The organism is Aequorivita nionensis, assembly GCF_046352995.1.
In the GTDB taxonomy this organism is placed as follows: Bacteria; Bacteroidota; Bacteroidia; order Flavobacteriales; family Flavobacteriaceae; genus Aequorivita; species Aequorivita nionensis.
In genome coordinates this window covers 2,316,141-2,334,611 of record NZ_CP130281.1, presented here as the reverse complement: position 1 = coordinate 2,334,611, position 18,471 = coordinate 2,316,141, and the positions used below count along the sequence as shown (strand labels likewise).

Genomic DNA, 18,471 nt, shown 5'->3' with positions numbered 1-18,471 from the left:
TTATTTTATATATTTAGTTAGTTTCTTTTTTATAATTTCAAAATCCCGCTCCCGATTCCGCAATAACCTTTTGGCTCCGTTATGCCCAAAATCAGCATAGCTAAAAAGCTCTAGATTAATTCCCTGCTTTGGAATTTCCGTTTGCCGCAAAGCATCATATTTCTTTCGCTGCTCTCCTCTGCTCATTCCACTCACAGTTTCCCTTCTATCAAAAAATTTTACGGGTTCACTGTGTTGGCGTTCCATATATTCAATTACCAAATTTAAGGCGGGATAAAAGGCATCTACCGGAAGTTTTACTCCAGTATCTCCTCTTAGAAAATCAAAACGGTGTTGCCTTATCCCTTTTTGTTTTAATACCTCATCACATAGATCAAGTATATACGCTTCATCGCTTGAACTGCGTTTTGTTTTAGCTTTTGACTTTTCTCTTTTTACGTTAGGGTTTTTCAAGGCTTCCTTTGGACCACCGTTTTTTTGCTTAATTACTCTCAAAAAATCCGCAACCGTATAACCCCCGCCCAATCCAAAATCTGATGCATAAAAGCCGAGTTTTCTTATCTTGGCCCGAAGCGATTTTTGGGTAGTACTGTCTGCCTTTACCTTTTTAGCAATCAATTTTGAGATGGCATCAATTTCTATGTTTGTGAATATGGATTTCCCTTTCATCTGTTACTCTTCGGGGGGTTCAGGTATTTCTCTTTTCAAATTAACAATCATTGGAATATTTGTCTTTACAGCTTTTCCAGTCACAACGGCATGATACTTTTTAAGATTTGGTAGTGTTTGTACCAAATCTTTTCCTATATAATTTCCAAGAAAAGTAAAACTCGTTTCGTCAAATGCTTGAAAACAAATTATTGTATTACACTGGGTCAATACCGTTTTAGAAACATTTGCTGTTCGCTGAGCTATTACCATAAGTCCAACACCATATTTTCGGCCTTGCAAAGCTATTTGGCTCATTTTGCTAACTAAAGCTTTAGAGCTTCCATAGTCTCCTAAGTCTCCAAGGAAATTAGTTTCTGGAACTATTGTATGAGCCTCTTCTAAAACTAAACATATTTTTTGTCCAGGGTGGCTCTTTGCATATTTAAATATTGCTTCAATAAAATACTGCGTAAACTCAAGAATAAAAGTCGTGTTTGAAAGTTCTGGAATTTCAAATAATGCCAGATTATCTTGAGAATCAATATATTTAGAAACATAATCTTCTAACTTTTTCTGTATACTATCTCTTAATTTTATTAATTCGGTTTTGTCAGGATTTTTTGTGCTGGCGAGGTTTTCTTTTTTTGCAATTTGTGTTTCAACTACAGGAAGCCCCTCTGCGTCAATTATACTTACTGGGTTCAGATCAGCTAACATTTTTTTCCATTCTCCAGTAAAATCAATACATATTACTTTTGTATTATTAAGCAATTCCTTTATTATTTCCATTGCCAAAAATGATTTTCCAGCCCCTGTTACTCCTAATAAAGCTATATGATGGCTAACCGCATCATCTAAATTTATTACTGAAGGAAGGTTTGTTTTGGGTATAACACCAAGTTTATATTCTGGCAATTCAAAATCTTTTATCTCTATATCTTCTGTGTCAGCTATAAAAATTGAGGTGTTCATAGCCGGAACCCATCCAAACTTTTCAAATGAAATAGTTTCATTATTCCAAACTCCTAATTGCATAGCCTCACCTTCTATAAAGCCTGATTCATCCTTAAACTCTAATTTTTCCGAGTTTGTATAACCTCCAATTACTTGATAATAAACCTTAGTTTCTCCAACATACAATTCGAGCAAATCACCCTCTTGCAAATCGTTGCGTTTTTTTGAGTATTCAAATTTTATATTCCCAATCTTTGAACCCTCGATAATTACTCCGATAAAACCTTCTATTTTCAGCTGTTCATTTAATTGGTCAATTTCATTTTGCTCAGTAATATGATAAACAGTATTAAGTTTCAGTTTTGACTTTTCCTCAGTCTTCTGATTTAATGTATAAACTTTAGCCCATTTTGTTCTATTCAAATTATAAGTATCAAAAATAAACCCTTCATTAACTGTATTGATGCCTTTATCCATTTGGTATCTAAACTTCACCAAATCAAAATTTTCAAGATTCTTTTTATTCTCAAAAAGTTTTATTAAAAACATTTTATTGGATTGCACACTAAATATTTCTCCAATTGAAGTAGTACTGGTAGCAGTTTCTTGAAAAATGAAATTGTTGTGAATTTTTTTGGTGTTAATTAGGAGTATCAAACCCCAAAGAATAATTAAAGTAAAAAAATATGTATCTGAAACGGTTTCTATAAGCTCACTTTTATACGAAAATAGAATTGCTAAAAAAACTGCTGAATAAATTACTTTGCCCTGTCCTGCAATTACTGCAATGGCTTTCAATTTGTGTGCTATTTTATTTCTCGTAGATTCTTGGCTTTCATCTTCTTGACTTAAAGCCATTGCCCCTATTGATAAAATAATTAAAAGTACCAAGGAACATAAAAAGCACCACCATAATGTTAGGTTTTTAAATGATGTCTTTATTGATATAAAAACAAGTATTAATGGAATTGCATTAGTAATTACATTTTTTGGAGAAGAATAGAAAGGTTCAATAAAAAGAATTGAAAAAAGAACCATGAACAAACCTGAATAAAACCAAATATCTTTAGTTTCTGTATTTGGCAAAAAGAAGCCCGTAAATAAATAATTTACAATCACTAAAAGACAAGAGAGAAAAATAAAAAGAATAAACCTGTTTGATAAATAAAATTTTAGTTTCTCCATATCTATTATTTTTTCACCCGCACCTCCCCACTCATCAACTTAGGCAACAAAGTGTCTCGTAGCTGCGTGAGGGTCTGGATTTCTTTTTGGTTAATTCTTATTTTATTGAATATGTTTTCAGAAACATCTTGAAATTCAGTCATTGTTTTTTTATCGGGCACGTGAATCTTCATACTCTTTATCATAGAAGAGTTTATGGATGTAACAATGGAAGAGGTGCTTCCTAGATTTTCAAAACGATAGTTTTTTAAATATAAATAAAGATATTCCTTCGTAATTGGGGTTTCGTCAGTAAACTTAAAATGGGCAATGGCTTCATTGGAAAGCATATCCTCAGATGTTATTCCAATTCTTCCCAACGTCATTTTAAAACTTAAAATCACCGTGTTTTTTGGAATGACTGGAATATTAAACTTCTCTATTGCTTTTCTGGTTAAATATTCAGAAGTTTCAAACAGAAACACACCGTCATTTCCCATATCTTTTATGGAAATCCATTTTACGTCATCTTCTAAGGTCGAAAACCATTGTGGGTCTTTTCGTGGGGGTGTCCTTCCTATTCCAACATCCGTAATTTCACTTAATTCTTTAAGCTCCCATTCTTTTTTTGCCCCGTCCACAAACCACCTTTTAAAAAGCAGCTGCGCCAACTCCTCCAAGGTTGCGTTCTGTTGGCGGAGCAGGGTGATTTTTTTATCAATCGAGAACAATAAGTTTACAATATTATTTTGCTCACTTAGGGAGGGTCTAGGATACCTCATTTGTTTAACCTCGGACTGATATATTGCAGGAATTGAGCTACCACTTGTAAGTGATAAAACTTGGTGATTACCATTTTTTGAAATTAAATAATAGAATAGGAATTTTGGGTTTCCTATAAATTCATTTAAGATAATTACACTCGGATTAATAGTTCCTTCTCCATAATGTTCATGATAGTATCCTACTTCACCAAGATTTCCTCGTGTAACTAATAAAACATCCCCTTCTTTCAGCATTATCTCTGGAGATTCAACAAACTTATTTCTTGATAAATGACTAACATTATCAAGCCGCAAAAAGATGGATGATTTAATTTCTGTACCACCTATTACAATAGGACCTTCATCAACTAAATCAGTTGTTTTATAGCCTTTCCATCCAATACGACCCTGTATTCTTAAATCTTCAGAAAATTTACCTAACTCCCAATCATTTGGAATAAATCCTATTGGCGTTTCTTTTCTTTCCCTCATAACTCCACCCCAATTTTAGCCAACTGTTCCTTGATCTCTATATCCAACGCCTCGGCCTGTGCCATCTGCTCCCGTAACTGTACGGTCAGGGTTTCCATTTTTTCCTCATAGGGAATGCCGTCATCCTCCTCATCGGGTATGCCCACATAGCGGCCGGGGGTGAGTACGTATTTATGTTTTGCAATGTCCTGTAATGTGGCGCTTTTGCAGAAGCCTTTTATGTCTTGGTAAGGACCCACCCCTGCCCCTCCCGGCTGTGGAATACCCACCCCTGCCCCTCCCTGGAGGGGAATACTCGAGCGGTTACCCTCCTGGGAGGGGTTAGGGGTGGGTGCCCCCTCCTGCAAGGAATTAGGGCTATTCCTCTCCTGGGAGGGATTAGAGGTTTTCCCCTCCTGGGAGGGGCTAGGGGTTTTCCCCTCCTGGGAGGGGCTAGGGGTATTCCCCTCCTGGGAGGGGCTAGGGGTGGGTGCAAGCCAGTTATGATAAGTCTCCGCAACCTTCTCAATATCCTCATCAGTAAATGCCCGCGTTCTGCGGTTTACCATATAGCCCAGTTCACTGGCATCTATAAACAACACCTCGCCTTTGCGCTTGGTCTTGCCCCTGCGCAAAAACCACAAACAAGCGGGTATGCCCGTGTTAAAAAACAGGGCTTTGGGGAGCATTACTATACATTCCACCAAATCTGCCTCTACCAAGCGTTGGCGTATTTCGCCCTCGCCGCTAGTATTGCTACTTAACGAGCCGTTACTAAGTACAAACCCAGCCGTACCATTGGGTGCCAAATGATAAAGAAAATGCTGTACCCACCCAAAATTTGCGTTGCCCGCAGGAGGCACTCCATATTGCCAGCGGCCATCGGTACGCAGCAAATCGCCACTCCAATCGCTCACATTAAAGGGTGGATTAGCTATAATATAATCAGCTTTTAAGTCTTTATGAGCATCGTTTAAAAAAGAGCCTTCATTGTTCCATTGCACTTGGCTACTGTCTATCCCGCGTATGGCAAGGTTCATTTTGCACAACCGCCACGTGGTCTGGTTGCTTTCCTGCCCATAGATGGAAATATCGTTTACCCTGCCTTGATGGTCTTCCACAAACTTTTCGCTCTGCACAAACATACCCCCACTGCCGCAACAGGGGTCGAATACCCTTCCGTTATAAGGTTGCAACATGGCTACCAACAATTCCACTATGCTTTTTGGGGTATAGAACTGTCCGCCCTTTTTTCCTTCGGCAAGCGCAAATTCCCCGAGAAAATATTCAAATACATGGCCTAAAATATCGGCACTTCGGCTTTTGGCATCGCCAAGAGCAATATTGCTTATTAAGTCTATCAACCCACCCAAACCTGTTGGGTCTAAATTCTGTCGGGCATATACTTTAGGCAGTACACCTTTCAGCGAGGCGTTTTCACGCTCTATGGCGTCCATTGCCTCATCTACGGTTTTTCCAATAGTCGGTTGCTTTGCGTGACTCTTTAAAAAATTCCATCGTGCGGAAGGTGGTACAAAGAAAACATTCTCTGCTTTATATTCATCTTTATCTTCAGGATCGGCACCTGCATATTCGTCTTTTCCTGCTTTTAGTTTTTCGTAATGTTCCTCAAAGGCATCGGAAATATATTTTAGGAAGATAAGGCCGAGAACAATATGCTTATACTCGGCGGCATCAATATTTTTGCGGAGTTTGTCCGCAGCTTTCCAAAGTTGTTTTTCTAAAGGTTCGTTTTGGGGAGTGGTTTTCTTGGCCATTAATTTATTGGTTGAGTGTTTTTCTTCAAATATAAAACAATACAAACGCATCCCATTACGGGAAACCGCATTGGCATCAAATTTTCTGGGGAGAAACCCAAATATATCAAATCCCTAAAACACTTTTATAATAAAAAGAATTTTCTCGATGAAAGGGTGGGGCGGTTGTGGATTGTGAGTTGTGGGTTGTGGGTTGTGAATAGTTGTACGTCCCTGATATAGGTTGACCACTTAAAGTGTGGAAAACTATGAAAGCAAATGTACGAAGTATTCGCAAGACGCGTAAATACTCAATTGAATTTAAAAAACGAATTGTTGCAGATTTTGAAAACGGTAAGTTCAGTGTGCTTCAACTAGAGAAGCTACACGGAGTATCAGAACAGTCGATTTATCGTTGGATCTATAAATTCTCTACCTTTAGCGAGAAAGGATTCAGAATCGTAGAGATGAAGGACAGCAGCAACAAAAAAATGAAGGAGCTCGAGGCTCGTGTAAAGGAGCTTGAGCGCACTGTGGGTCGCAAGCAGATAATGATCGATTATCTGGAGAAGATGATGGAGATAGCCAAGGATGAACTTGACATCGACATCAAAAAAAACTTCGGCACCCCACAATCAACTGGTTCCGGGAAAACAAACAAAAAATGAGTTTTTCCCTGAACAGTCTCTACAGAGAAGTTGGCCTGAGCAAGCAGGCCGTTGCCCAGTACGATACTAGGCAAAAGGTCTTTGATAGCAAAACAGCACAGCTGGTCCTTGAAGCAGACGAACTGCGAGCGGACCATCCAGGTTGTGGGGTGGAGAAAATGTACTATACACTTAAGCCCGACTTTATGGGGAGGGATCGGTTTATAGAACTCATGATGGGACTGGGATATCGCTTGAAGCGTAAAAAGAATTATAAAAAAACAACAATCGCTTCAAAGATCTATTACCCCAACCTTATAAAAGGAATGGAAATTGACCGTCCATCGATGGTGTGGCAGTCCGACATTACCTACATACCCATTGGCAACAGGCATTATTACGCAGTCTTTATAATAGATGTCTATACCAAGAAGATCGTAGGTTATAAGGTCTCTGGCACTATGCGGGCACGGGCAAATATGGATGCCTTAAATATGGCCCTGAGAGAAAACGATGCTCCGTTGATACACCATAGCGACAGAGGAAGCCAATATACTTATAAAGAGTACATAGGCCTTCTAAAGCGCAATGGAAGTCAGATAAGTATGGCACTCTCCGCCCAGGACAATGCCTTTGCCGAGCGTATCAACAGGACCATAAAAGAAGAATACCTGGACCACTGGAAGCCCAAGGACTTTGGCCAATTAAGAAGAATGACGGCAAAAGCCGTAAAGAACTATAACAACAAAAGATTGCATAACAACAATGACAGAATGAGCCCTGAAAAGTTCATAACCCAATTTTCTTTCTTGAGGCCTCAAGAAAGAAAATTGATGACTATTTTTGACAATGAATTAATTAACTAAAAACGGTCAACGCTAATCAGGGAAGTTCAAGGAAGCGGGATGGTGAATAGATGAATTTGTGAGTATGTGAATCCGCAAATGTTTATTGGTTATTCTCGGTTCTCGGTTGTGGGTTGTTAGGTGTTGGGTGCTGGGTGTTGGGTGTTGGGTGTTGGGCAAAATATCAAAAACCAAACTATTCATTTACAAGACTTACTGTTTCTTTTAAATAAAAAAATGTTTTATTTTAGTAATATATTCTCCCCAGTAACTTTTAAATATTCTTTGTATGGATACAAAAAGAAAAAAAATTAGAGGAGATTGGAGGACGAAAATCGCTCTAAGGGAAGAGGAGGTTATGGATATACTTGGGTTTAGTAAGTCCACCATAGCAAGGTTACGCAGAAACGGAGAGTTACCGTACTCCAAAGTTGGGGGCTCTTATTTTTATCTGCCAAAAGAGCTTAAAAGGCTGCTAAAGGATAGGTTGATAAAGCCATCATAGGGAAAACCATCCATTCCATACCAAAGCATAAAAAAATGACGGGGATTGCTCCCCGCCATTTTGGTTGCACCCGGGCTCCTGCCTTAGGAAACAATGGCCGAGCCTAAATAGGAGCTCATTGCCGCTACTTTCCTATCTGCAGAAATCATGGAGGCCCATACCTGTACCTCATCGCCGCTAAAATAAGTAGGCAGGGTGAGCTGTACAGTGGCCTCGCCGCGAAGGGCGGCGGGATCATACACCTGGAACAGTTCCTGGACGGGAGAATACACTATAACCAGCACCAGATCGTCTGCCGCTGCCGAGCCCTGCCCGCTGTTGTCAACCCAGTTCACTTCCAGGATTCTTCCCGGCTGCACCACCACGGCACCGCTTTCCATGCCCCTTAGTCCTCCTTTGGTAAGGAGCACCCTGGGGAAATCCAACGCAAAGCTACTGGGCGGCACCTCAACAACTGCATTGGTAAGGTTGTAGCTCATGGCCAGGTTAAAGCGCGATTTAGATTTGTATTTGTTGCCAAAATACACACCCACCACGTCCTGGATGGGAGTCAAGAAGCCCATGACCATAGCAAACTTATCGCGCTGTTTAAGTTGCTTTTCGGTGCCGGAGCCCTTGGGTCGTTTTCTGGGGGCTCTGCGCAGCAAGTCCTCGCCACGCCATTGGTACCCCACTACTCTACCGACTCTCCCGGAGAAACCTCCGAAGATGCCGTCTGGAATTTTTCCCATAATTTTTAAAATTTAAATTAGACATTCAGTTAAAAATTCAAGTCTAAAATAAAGTGCAATTTACTGAACACCAAGCCCATAAACGTATTGACTGCATTTGATGCGTATTGATTTTAATTGATTTTTTTTGGAGGGTTTATATAGTGATTTGTGCAGTTTTATAATCGCTATTAGCACCTAAGAGCTACGATCAAAAGAAATATTTTTATCGGGCAATCTTTATCAATCTTTGAATTATTGTAATAAGGAAGTTGTCCTTTGCGCAAAGGTTTAAAACATATTTAATCATTATGAAGCAACTTTGGCTCCCGTTGGCATAAAATGATTCATACAGACCACATTTGCACACTTTTGATCGGATTTGATTAATATCAGAAGTTGGCAGCTTGCAGTCCGCAAGGGTGTTTGTTCGAGTGTTGTTCGTACCATGTTCGTATTTTCTTCGAAGAAAGGGCCATTTCTTCGAACAAGCTTCGAACAAAGCTAGAAGAAGGGTCGAATAACGTCATTGCGAAGGAGCGACCCAAGGAGCGACTAAAGCAATCTGTTGGGGGCATTGCCTAACCCTCATGAGATTGCTTTGCTGCGCTCGCAATGACGTTCGGCTCTTAATGATCGTGCCCCCCTCCTTCTTCCTGTAAGAGCACAAATGCACCTTTGGTTAAAAACTTAGTTTCAGGTTTAAATTCTTCCGATTTCCCAATCGCTGTGAAGCCATTGTAAGTTGCTCCAATTTTTACTTCCACGGGAAGGATTTCAAATTCGTCGGCAGTTTCATTTTCAATTTTTAAAACGTAATTTTTCCCCTCCATTTCAACCACAGCGTTTTCCGGAAGCGCCCACTGGTCTGAAGTGCCCGTAACAATCTGCGCCTCCACAAACATTCCGGCAGTGAAGTTTTGCTCATCCTTTTCATCTATATGGCCATGGACCATTGCAATCCGCGAATTCGGGTCTATGGAAGTGCCCACTAAATGTACCTCGCCCTTAAAAACTTCTTTTGAGGCCTCAGGCACCGTAAATAAAATTTCCTGTTTCTTTTTAAGCTGTAGGAGATCTTTTTCAAAAACCTTTAATTCCAAGTGGATATGGTCTGTATTCATAATTTCCATAATCTTGTCGGCCGGGGAAACGTAGGTACCCGTGTTTACAAAAACCTGGGTCACGTTGCCGTCTATGGGACTGTAAATATTTACTGCTGAAACGATATTTCCCGCTTGGACCGATGCTGGATTTATATTCAACATTTCAAGGTTTTTCTTGAGGCTGTTGTAGCGCGCCAAATTGGATTTGTATTCGCTCTCGGCTTTTAGAAAACTTTTTTGGGAAGTGATTTTTTCATCAAACATAATCCGCTGCCGCTCGTATTCCGATTTTAAATAGGAAAGCTGCTCGGCGGTTTCCAGATAGTTCTGTTGCATGTTAATAAACTCAGGGTTTTCAAGGGTTACCAAACGCTGCCCCTTAGAGACTTTATTGCCCACCAACAAAGGAGTGTTTTTGATATATCCACCCGCAAAGGCACTTATCACCGCCCGGCTCTGTGGCGGTACGTCAATCATCCCGCTGGTTTGCACTGTTTCCGCAAAAGGCTTTTCTGTGAGTTGGCCAACCTCCATTTTTGCATTTTCAAACTGTGCCTTTGAAAGATGTACGATGTCATCCCTCCCCTCTGGGGAGGTTAGGAGGGGACTTTCTTTTTCGGAATTGTTGCAAGCTGCCAAAACTAAAGCTGAAAGCAACAAAAGTGATTTTATATAGTTCATAACGAATATTTTTAGAGTATTAAATAGTTAAGGGCGAGGACCGCCTGGTTGTAATTGTTCAGATTTTGGAGGTATTGCAGTTCAATTTCATAGGCGTTTTCAAGGCTTTGGATGTATTGAAAGAAGTCAATCTCCCCATTTTTAAAACCGACATTTGCCGTTTTTAAAATTTCCTCGGAAAGGGATTTTCCTTCGGTTTCATAATAACTCAGTGCTTCTTCATATTTTGAAACCTCGTTGAGCAATTGAAGTTTTCGTGAATTGAGTTGGATTTTATAATCCTCAGCCTGCTGCAGGCTCACGTCCGCCGCAATTTTGGAAGCTTTTATTTTTGAGGCATTCCCGCTAAAGAGCAACGGAATCTTAAGGCCAATTTGATAGGCATATAGATTTTGGCTCAAACCGGAATTGCTTCCCAGGGAATAGGAAAGACTGATATCTGGAAACAAATGCTGCTTTTCCAAACTGCGTTTTGCCTCAAAAAAATCAGTTCTGTTTTGGTAATAATCTATTGCCGGATGTGCTTCCATACTTGACAGCGAAAGCTGTAGTTTCTCCAAAGGTTTTTCGGGAATTACCAAACTATCCTTGGATTGAACAGTTGCCTTCAAACGTTCCATTGCAATCTGCACGTCTTCCCTGCTCTGCCTATAATCGGTTTCCAATTGTCGCTGTTTTGCCCTGGCTGTAATCTTTTCCAAATAATTGGTCTCCCCGAGTTCAAAACGGCGCTGGGCAGCGTGGGCAAAATTTTGGTAGAGACTATCCAATCGTTTATAAACACGCTCCCTATTTTTTTCAAACTGAAACTGATAATAGGCAGCGGCCACCATCCCTTCCGTTTTGCGCTTTTGCAATTCGTATTGGCTGCTTTGCATTTCAAACTGACGCTTGTTTACATTTTTTTCAGCGAAATAAACCGTTGGAAAAAGAAAGCCCTGCTGCACGCCAAAAACTTCGAGCGGCTCGTTGTTTGGCCCTAAATCATTTTCATTGAATTCATAAAAGACCGTAGTTTTATCGAAATTGAATGCACTGCCTATCAAGGCGTTTGCTTCCTCTTTCTGAAGCGAAGTGGCTTTTAGGCCTGCATTGTTTTCCAAAGCCATCTGTTGTAAGTCTTCTAAAGTTTTGGGAGACTCCTGCGCCACGCCCGAAAAGCCAAGCAAGAAAATAAGTATGGCCATAGGCAACTTTTTAGCTTTTCTTTTTAAACTGATTATTTTTTTATCTGAATCAAATATTGAATAGAGCACCGGCAACACGACCAAGGTTAAAATGGTAGCGGTGATTAAGCCGCCAATAACCACGGTAGCCAAGGGTCTTTGCACCTCAGCACCGGCATTGGTGGAAATTGCCATCGGTAAAAACCCGAGGGCTGCAGCCGAGGCAGTCAGTAAAACCGCTCTTAAACGATCTTTTGTACCTTGTATGATAAGTTCCTTTTTATCTTTCATTCCTTCTTTTTTGAGTTCCTTAAAATGTTCTATCAACACTATCCCGTTGAGGACGGCAATCCCGAAAAGGGCAATAAAACCAACCCCTGCCGAGATGCTAAAGGGCATATCGCGCAGCCAGAGCAGCAACACGCCACCAACCGCCGCCAAGGGAATTGCCGAATAGATCATCAGGGCTTCCTTGACGGAATTGAATGCGAAATAAAGCAGGAAGAAAATCAGCAATAAAGCCACGGGAACGGCTATTAAAAGCCTGTCTTTTGCGCTTTGCAGATTCTCAAACTGCCCGCCGTAATCGATGGTATAGCCCACCGGAAGTTGTATGTTTTTGTCGATTAACTTTTGTACATCGTCCACCACGCTTTGCAGATCGCGGCTACGCACGTTTATCCCCACCACTATGCGGCGTTTGGTATCGTCCCTTGATATTTTTGCCGCACCCTTTGTGTATTTTATTTCCGCAAGTTCGCGCAAGGGCACTTTTTCCCCGGAAGGGGTATCCACATACAGATTTTGCAAGTTTGAAAGATCGCGGCGGTTGTTTTCATCCAGCCTTACAACAAGGTCAAAGCGCTTTTCGCCCTCAAAAATGCTTCCGAGGGATTTCCCTGCAAAACCCATGGCTATCATTTCGTTTAAATCCTCAATGTTAAGGCCGTAACGGGCAATCTTGGCTCGGTCAAATTTTACGTTCATCTCCGGCAGGCCTACCACTTTTTCCACCGTAATATCATCTGCGCCTTCCACATTTTCTACAAGGCTTTTAATTTCATTTGCCTTTTTGTTAAGCACTTCAAGGTCTTCCCCAAAAATCTTGATGGCAATATCTGCCCGGACTCCCGTAATCAGCTCATTAAAACGCATTTCGATGGGCTGGGTAAATTCCACTTCCATTCCGGGAATTATCGCCAAGGCCTCCTTAAACTTCTCCGCCAATTCATTTTTACTTTTGGCCGAAACCCATTCACTTTTGGGTTTAAGGGTAATAATAATATCGCTTTCTTCCATGGACATAGGGTCTGTGGGGACTTCGGCAGCGCCAATACGACTAACCGCCTGATCTACTTCCGGAAAGTTTTCTATCAGGATTTTCTCAATCTGTGTGGTAGTAGCAATAGTGTTTTTAAGGGAAGTCCCTGTTTTAAGTACTGGCTGAATTACAAAATCGCCTTCATCTAAAGTTGGAACAAATTCCCCGCCCATAGTGGTAAAAAGATATATAGTTGAAGCTAAAATTAATATTGCAACCCCCAAAACCATCTTTTTTGCACCAAGTGCCCATCGAATGGTAGGTTCGTAAAAACGATTCAGAAAAGCCATTAATCTGACGGAAATATTTCTTTTTGAAGTTTTAATGGGTTTTAAGAACAATGAGGCGGCTACGGGAACGTATGTAAAACAAAGCACCATGGCCCCAATAAGCGCAAAGCTGAACGTAAGCGCCATCGGTTTAAACATCTTGCCCTCTACCCCGCTAAGCGAAAGGATTGGGATAAAGACAATCAAAATAATAAGCTGGCCAAAAATGGCGGAGTTCATCATTTTTGACGCACTTTTTACCGTGAGTTCATCCTTCGCCTGCTGTTTCTCTTCGGAAGAAAAGGCATTCAATCTGGTGGCATTTTTACTTATTTGAAATGCCACAAATTCAACAATAATCACTGCTCCGTCAATAATAATCCCAAAGTCGATGGCGCCAAGACTCATCAAATTTGCATCTACGCCAAAAATGTACATCAGTGAAAGCGTGAAAAGCAATGACAAGGGAATCACGGACGCAACAACTAATCCCGAGCGGAGATTCCCCAACAAAAGTACCACTACAAAAATTACGATAAGCACCCCGAGAATGAGGTTTTCCGCTATGGTAAAAGTGGTTTTGCCAATCAGCACGCTGCGATCCAAAACAGGGTTGATATACACCCCTTCGGGCAACGATTCCGAAATATTTGCTACACGCTCCTTAACGGCTTCAATCACTTGGTTTGAGTTGCCGTCCTTGAGCATCATTACCTGCCCGAGGATTTTTTCGCCTTCCCCGTTTCCGGTTATCGCACCAAAACGGGGCGCGCTTCCGAATTGGACTTTTGCGATATCCTTCACATAAATTGGGAAACCATTTTCGTTTTTTACAACGATATTTCCAATATCCTCTAACGAAGACGCCAAACCTTCGCCACGAATAAAATAAGCTTGGTTCTCCTTTTCAATATACCCGCCTCCCGAAATACTGTTGTTCTTTTCCAAAGCTGTAAATATCTCTTGAGCAGTGATATTCATAGCGTTTAGCTTATTGGTGTTTATGGCGACTTCATATTGTTTTAAATATCCACCCCAAGTGTTCACCTCCACTACGCCGGGAATGCCCGAGAGTTGCCGTTTTACGATCCAATCCTGTATGGTGCGAAGCTCCGTTACTGAATATTTATCCTTAAACTCTGGTTTTACGTCCAGAATATATTGGTAGATTTCACCAAGACCTGTGGTAATCGGTCCCATTTGTGGGGTACCAAAACCTTCGGGAATATTCTCGGCGGCAGATTGTATCTTTTCGGCTATGAGTTGGCGCGGTAGGTAAGTGCCCAGATTTTCCTCAAAAACAATGGTAACCACCGAAAGCCCAAATTTTGAAACGGATCGGATTTCCTTTACACCCGGCAAATTTGCCATTTCCAGCTCCACGGGATAGGTAATGAATTGCTCCATATCCTGGGTGGAAAGATTGCGGGAAGTGGTGATTACCTGTACTTGGTTGTTGGTTACATCGGGCACGGCACCTATTGAAAGCTGGGTGAGCGAAAACACCCCAAAGCCTATCAGCAGCAACGTGAACAAGCCGATGATGAGTTTATTCTTTATACTGAATTGAATGATTTTTGTTAGCATAACAAATTATGGATTTAGCATCTTCAACATAAACCTGTTGAAAATCGAAATAATAAAAATTGATTGTGACCGCTTTGAAAGCGGTAAATACTGACCTCAGAAGAAATTGGAAATAATTATTTCCAAGAAAGGCCTATTTAGTTATGCAAACTTTGGTGGTTGAAAAATAGAGAATTTTTCAAGTGAAGAATATAGATTCTGATAGTGGAATGCGTGCAATTGCTTTTTGTTTATTTCCACTTTCACAATAGGAATTTCAAAAGGAACCAAAACCACATCGGTTAAAACGTGATGGCAGGAAATATGCTGAAAAGGGAGCTCCTGATGCTCCTGTTCCTCTTCCTTATGATTTTTTTGATGATCGGTTTTTAAGGAACCGTAATGCTTTTCAAAAAAAGTTAAGAAATCATCGCCATAGTTTTCAGAATGGTATTGCGCATGTTCCACAAAACGTCCAAGCAAAAAAATGTCGGACATACCAAGTCCCGCGCTTTGAAAAAAAACGAGGAATGAAAGCGATATGGCAATAATTGTTTTCACTTAGGGTTCAAAAATATATAATCTTTTTCGAATAATTTATGATTAGTATCAGTTTAGTAGCCTTCTTTTCGGGTTCCCCCGTGACCCCCAGCCACAATAAGCAATACCTTAAAGCTTAAAAAAATAAATTTAAAAAATTGGATGATGGGGTTCATCATCACAAACCGTTTGAATTTTGATATTCTCTGTGTCATTTCTTATTATTTATTTTTATTACTATTATTATTGGTTTTTGAATACTACCTATGATTCTAACTTTACTACCTACTACCTACTACCTACTACCTAATGCCTAATGCCTACTGACTACTGCCTAATTATTCAGGAATTAAATACCAAAAAGGTTTCATTTTGGCCTTGTATATAAAGGCGTAGTGGAGCATCAGCTTTAGCCAATGGCCTGCCAGCCCAATCTCTCCAAAGGTTTTGCCCAGTTTTCTGCCCATGGTATCTGGATATTTTTTGTAATCTGGCACAATTGGAAAGGTAGTGATACTAACCCCACTGCCATTTGTCATCCCAAAGCCCGCAGAGGCTATACAGGCGGCACCCATATTGCCCATAGAGCCTTTGTGGTGCAAAAATTCCTTTTTGTTTTTTATACTGTCTATAATATTGTCGGCAACCAATTTGGCCGTAATTCCCGAGGGCATCCCTGTTCTTGGTGGCGCTGGAAATATTTCGGTACCATTTGGGCTTTTACGGGGTTTGGAAATGCTATGCGGCGGTGCAAAAGCAATTCCCGGAGCAAAAATATTTTTATAGTTTGGGTTTTGATAGGTTTCGGGCCAATCCTGTACGGTCCAGTCCTCATAAGGTTTTGGCGTATAGTCTGCATCCACGATCATAAACCCTTTAAAAAGTTTTTCCGTAATGTCGTTATTATTTTTATCGAAAGCCTTGAATCCGTGGCCAGAAAAGGATGGAATCAGCATCGCAAAATCATATTCAATATTTTTATGCTCCCCGTTCAGCGTTTCATAATGCGCTAGTCCGTCTTCAATTTTATTCACGCCTGCTCCAAGTATCCAATTAATATTGCGGTCTTCAAAAACCATCTCGACCATTTCGTGCGATTTCATAATGTTGCTGCCGTAGCTTAGCAACATACCGTCCATTCCAAAATCACCCAGTTGGTACTCGTTGGAAATCCATGTTATTTTGGCTTTGTCACGCACTTTTTGTCTGCGAAGTTCCTGTTCCACATTCAAAATGTATTCAAAGGCAGCACCCTGACAAGTAGCCTTTGCGTGGCCTGTGCCGATAACAATTTTTGCCTCTTTACCCTTTTTCATTTCAGCAATTAGGGTCTGTAAACCTTCGTTGGCATGGTCTGCGTGGGTATAGGTACAAACCGAATACGCTTTGTTTGTTCCGGGATTCAATCCTTCAGTAGCCTCAAAATTGAGTTTGGGACCTGTGGCGTTTATCAGGTAATCGTAAGTTATTCTTTCGGTCTGGCCTCTTTTTTCTGCGGAAACATATTCAGCCACCACAAACGGCTTTTCAGTTTCGTTATCGCCTTCGGGATAAAAGGAGGTTACTTTCGCCTGCTTAAAACCAATTCCTTTCTTTTTATACAAAGGCGCAAGCGGAAAAAGTATTTCCTTTGATTTCATTCGGCCAATGCCCACCCAGATGTTTGAGGGAATCCATTGGTAATTGCTGTTGGGCGAAACCACAATTACTTCGTGGGTCTTGTCCAGTTTTCTGCGAAGGTGTGAGGCAGCTACGTGACCCGAGATTCCTGCACCCAATATTACGATTTTTGACATTTTTCGAAGGTTTTAAGCGTCTAAATTACATCACTGAGCAAAACCTTAAAATGATTTTAATCATATAAAGGTGAGGCAATTAGACCTTTCAAAATTGCAGTAATTTATAGTGTAGTACAGTATCTTTTGTTACATAGCAGAAAAAAAATTCCTATTAAGGCTTTTTTTCAAGTCTGTTTCTTATAATCTTGACAGCAATCAACCCGATAGCACCACCTAATAGTGATACCGCCATATTAATTGCAAACAAAACAACATTTACGCCTCCAGATTCCATTATTGAAATAGGATCAAAACCAAGTTTTCCAAATATTTTAATAAAGAAAATACTGCCGAAAATTCCTGCGATGGTATTTGCTGTAAATCCCATTGTATATTTTTTCTTAATGGCGCCATATACATTAGCTCCAATAATGCCAACAAAAATGCTGATAATTGCTATGAGTGTATCTGTCATAATAAATGTATTTCAGAATACGGTTAATGTTCCCCATAGCCCACATCGTCCATCTTCCCTTTAAAAATACGATACTGAACAAACATATAAACTGCAACTAGAATGGCAGCAATTACAAACCAATATATACCAACTGACAATCCATATTCATGCGCAGCAACATTATAAAGCGTTAAGGAAGGATTCACATCATTGGTTGAAGGCAATACTTTTGGGAATATTGAGGCCACGGTAGTGGTTAATCCGCCAAATAGAAACAAGGATGAGAACAAAAAACCCACCCCATCCTTCTTGAAGGACTTTACTTTGAACAAACCGAAAAGTCCCGTGAATGCAATAAGTGGGAAAATCCAAAGCCACGGATTTTCTATAAAGTTATGAAAAGGTTTTGGTTCAATAATGTGCCAAGTCAATAATGAGGTTATTACCAAAGCCAACAATCCAATATTCAGTTTAAAAACTACTTTTTTTAGCTTTTGATTTAAATCGGAATTTGTTTTGAAGATAATCCAATTTGCTCCGTGAATGGTTAATGACACTACGCCTACCACCCCCAATAACAACGTAAACCAATCAATGATACCCAAATGTTCTGCATGGGGGCTAAAGGATGAATTCCAAAGGGGTAAAAAGAAATAATGGGGTTCGTGTGCAGAAACACCATCGGTTACCATTCCTAAATTCACGCCCCTAACTACATTCCCCAAGGCAATTCCAAAAAACAGAGCCAATAATAAACTTGCAATTCCAAAGGCTTTATCCCAAATAATTTCCCACATTTTATTATGGATTTGCCCCCGCAACTCCAGGCCAATTGCCCTAAAGATTAGCAACCATAAAATCATAATTAACGGTAAGTAAAAGCCACTAAATGATGATGCGTATAAAGTGGGAAAAGCAAAAAACAACACACCTCCAGCAGCAATAAGCCAAACTTCGTTGGCATCCCAAAATGGGCCAATTGCGCTTGTTATAGCTTTTTTATCTTTTTCAGTTTTAGCAAAAAATAAATGGATGATGCCTGCACCAAAATCATAACCATCCAAAATAACATAGATGGTCAACATTGTCATTAAAACGATATACCAAAATAATTCCATA

The 18,471-nt window shown here is 40.3% G+C and carries 15 protein-coding genes; 3 read left to right on the top strand and 12 right to left on the bottom strand.

What is annotated here, in order from left to right:
* The 4 genes from Q2U82_RS10600 to Q2U82_RS10585 are packed head-to-tail and all read right to left on the bottom strand — an operon-like array spanning position 1 to position 5,782.
* Positions 1-669 (bottom strand): hypothetical protein, encoded by a 669-nt coding sequence (locus tag Q2U82_RS10600; RefSeq protein WP_410004844.1) that lies wholly within the window; start codon positions 667-669, stop codon positions 1-3.
* 3 nt (positions 670-672) lie between these two features.
* Positions 673-2,790: an ATP-binding protein gene (locus tag Q2U82_RS10595; RefSeq protein ID WP_410004843.1), complete on the bottom strand. Its 2,118-nt coding sequence runs from the start codon at positions 2,788-2,790 to the stop codon at positions 673-675.
* Between the two features lie 5 nt (positions 2,791-2,795).
* Complete coding sequence (locus tag Q2U82_RS10590) at positions 2,796-4,025, bottom strand: restriction endonuclease subunit S (protein WP_410004842.1); 1,230 nt, start codon at positions 4,023-4,025, stop codon at positions 2,796-2,798.
* A complete protein-coding gene (locus tag Q2U82_RS10585; protein ID WP_410004841.1) occupies positions 4,022-5,782 on the bottom strand; it encodes an N-6 DNA methylase in 1,761 nt (586 codons plus the stop codon). The genes Q2U82_RS10590 and Q2U82_RS10585 overlap by 4 nt, the downstream gene beginning before the upstream one ends.
* Positions 5,783-6,030: 248 nt before the next feature.
* Between Q2U82_RS10585 and Q2U82_RS10580 the strand changes: the two genes are divergently transcribed.
* From Q2U82_RS10580 to Q2U82_RS10570, 3 genes are all read left to right on the top strand, one after another.
* On the top strand, positions 6,031-6,429 hold the full coding sequence (locus Q2U82_RS10580) for a transposase (protein ID WP_410004652.1): 399 nt from the start codon (positions 6,031-6,033) through the stop codon (positions 6,427-6,429).
* Positions 6,426-7,274: an IS3 family transposase gene (locus Q2U82_RS10575; RefSeq protein WP_410004840.1), complete on the top strand. Its 849-nt coding sequence runs from the start codon at positions 6,426-6,428 to the stop codon at positions 7,272-7,274. Before Q2U82_RS10580 ends, Q2U82_RS10575 begins: the two co-directional genes overlap by 4 nt.
* 268 nt (positions 7,275-7,542) lie before the next feature.
* Entirely contained in the window at positions 7,543-7,758 is a 216-nt protein-coding gene (locus Q2U82_RS10570; protein ID WP_410004839.1) for a helix-turn-helix domain-containing protein, read from the top strand.
* An 83-nt stretch (positions 7,759-7,841) separates the two neighbouring features.
* Here Q2U82_RS10570 and Q2U82_RS10565 read toward each other — a convergent pair whose 3' ends face one another.
* The 8 genes from Q2U82_RS10565 to cydB form a co-directional block, all read right to left on the bottom strand.
* Entirely contained in the window at positions 7,842-8,489 is a 648-nt protein-coding gene (locus Q2U82_RS10565; protein ID WP_410004838.1) for a DUF6266 family protein, read from the bottom strand.
* A gap of 608 nt (positions 8,490-9,097) precedes the next feature.
* Positions 9,098-10,255: an efflux RND transporter periplasmic adaptor subunit gene (locus Q2U82_RS10560; protein ID WP_410004837.1), complete on the bottom strand. Its 1,158-nt coding sequence runs from the start codon at positions 10,253-10,255 to the stop codon at positions 9,098-9,100.
* Positions 10,256-10,266: 11 nt separating this feature from the next.
* On the bottom strand, positions 10,267-14,598 hold the full coding sequence (locus Q2U82_RS10555; protein ID WP_410004836.1) for a CusA/CzcA family heavy metal efflux RND transporter: 4,332 nt from the start codon (positions 14,596-14,598) through the stop codon (positions 10,267-10,269).
* Positions 14,599-14,739: 141 nt separating this feature from the next.
* Positions 14,740-15,075 carry a hypothetical protein gene (locus Q2U82_RS10550; RefSeq protein ID WP_410004835.1) on the bottom strand — a complete coding sequence of 112 codons (336 nt, stop codon included), beginning with the start codon at positions 15,073-15,075 and terminating at the stop codon, positions 14,740-14,742.
* A 116-nt stretch (positions 15,076-15,191) separates the two neighbouring features.
* Entirely contained in the window at positions 15,192-15,332 is a 141-nt protein-coding gene (locus tag Q2U82_RS10545) for a hypothetical protein (protein ID WP_410004834.1), read from the bottom strand.
* 123 nt (positions 15,333-15,455) lie between these two features.
* A complete protein-coding gene (locus Q2U82_RS10540; RefSeq protein ID WP_410004833.1) occupies positions 15,456-16,913 on the bottom strand; it encodes an NAD(P)/FAD-dependent oxidoreductase in 1,458 nt (485 codons plus the stop codon).
* Between the two features lie 154 nt (positions 16,914-17,067).
* The gene (locus Q2U82_RS10535; protein ID WP_410004832.1) at positions 17,068-17,370 is read right to left on the bottom strand and encodes a hypothetical protein; all 303 of its coding nucleotides are present in this window, start codon (positions 17,368-17,370) and stop codon (positions 17,068-17,070) included.
* Between the two features lie 23 nt (positions 17,371-17,393).
* Entirely contained in the window at positions 17,394-18,470 is a 1,077-nt protein-coding gene (cydB, locus tag Q2U82_RS10530; protein WP_410004831.1) for a cytochrome d ubiquinol oxidase subunit II, read from the bottom strand.
* Position 18,471: the final 1 nt, after the last annotated feature.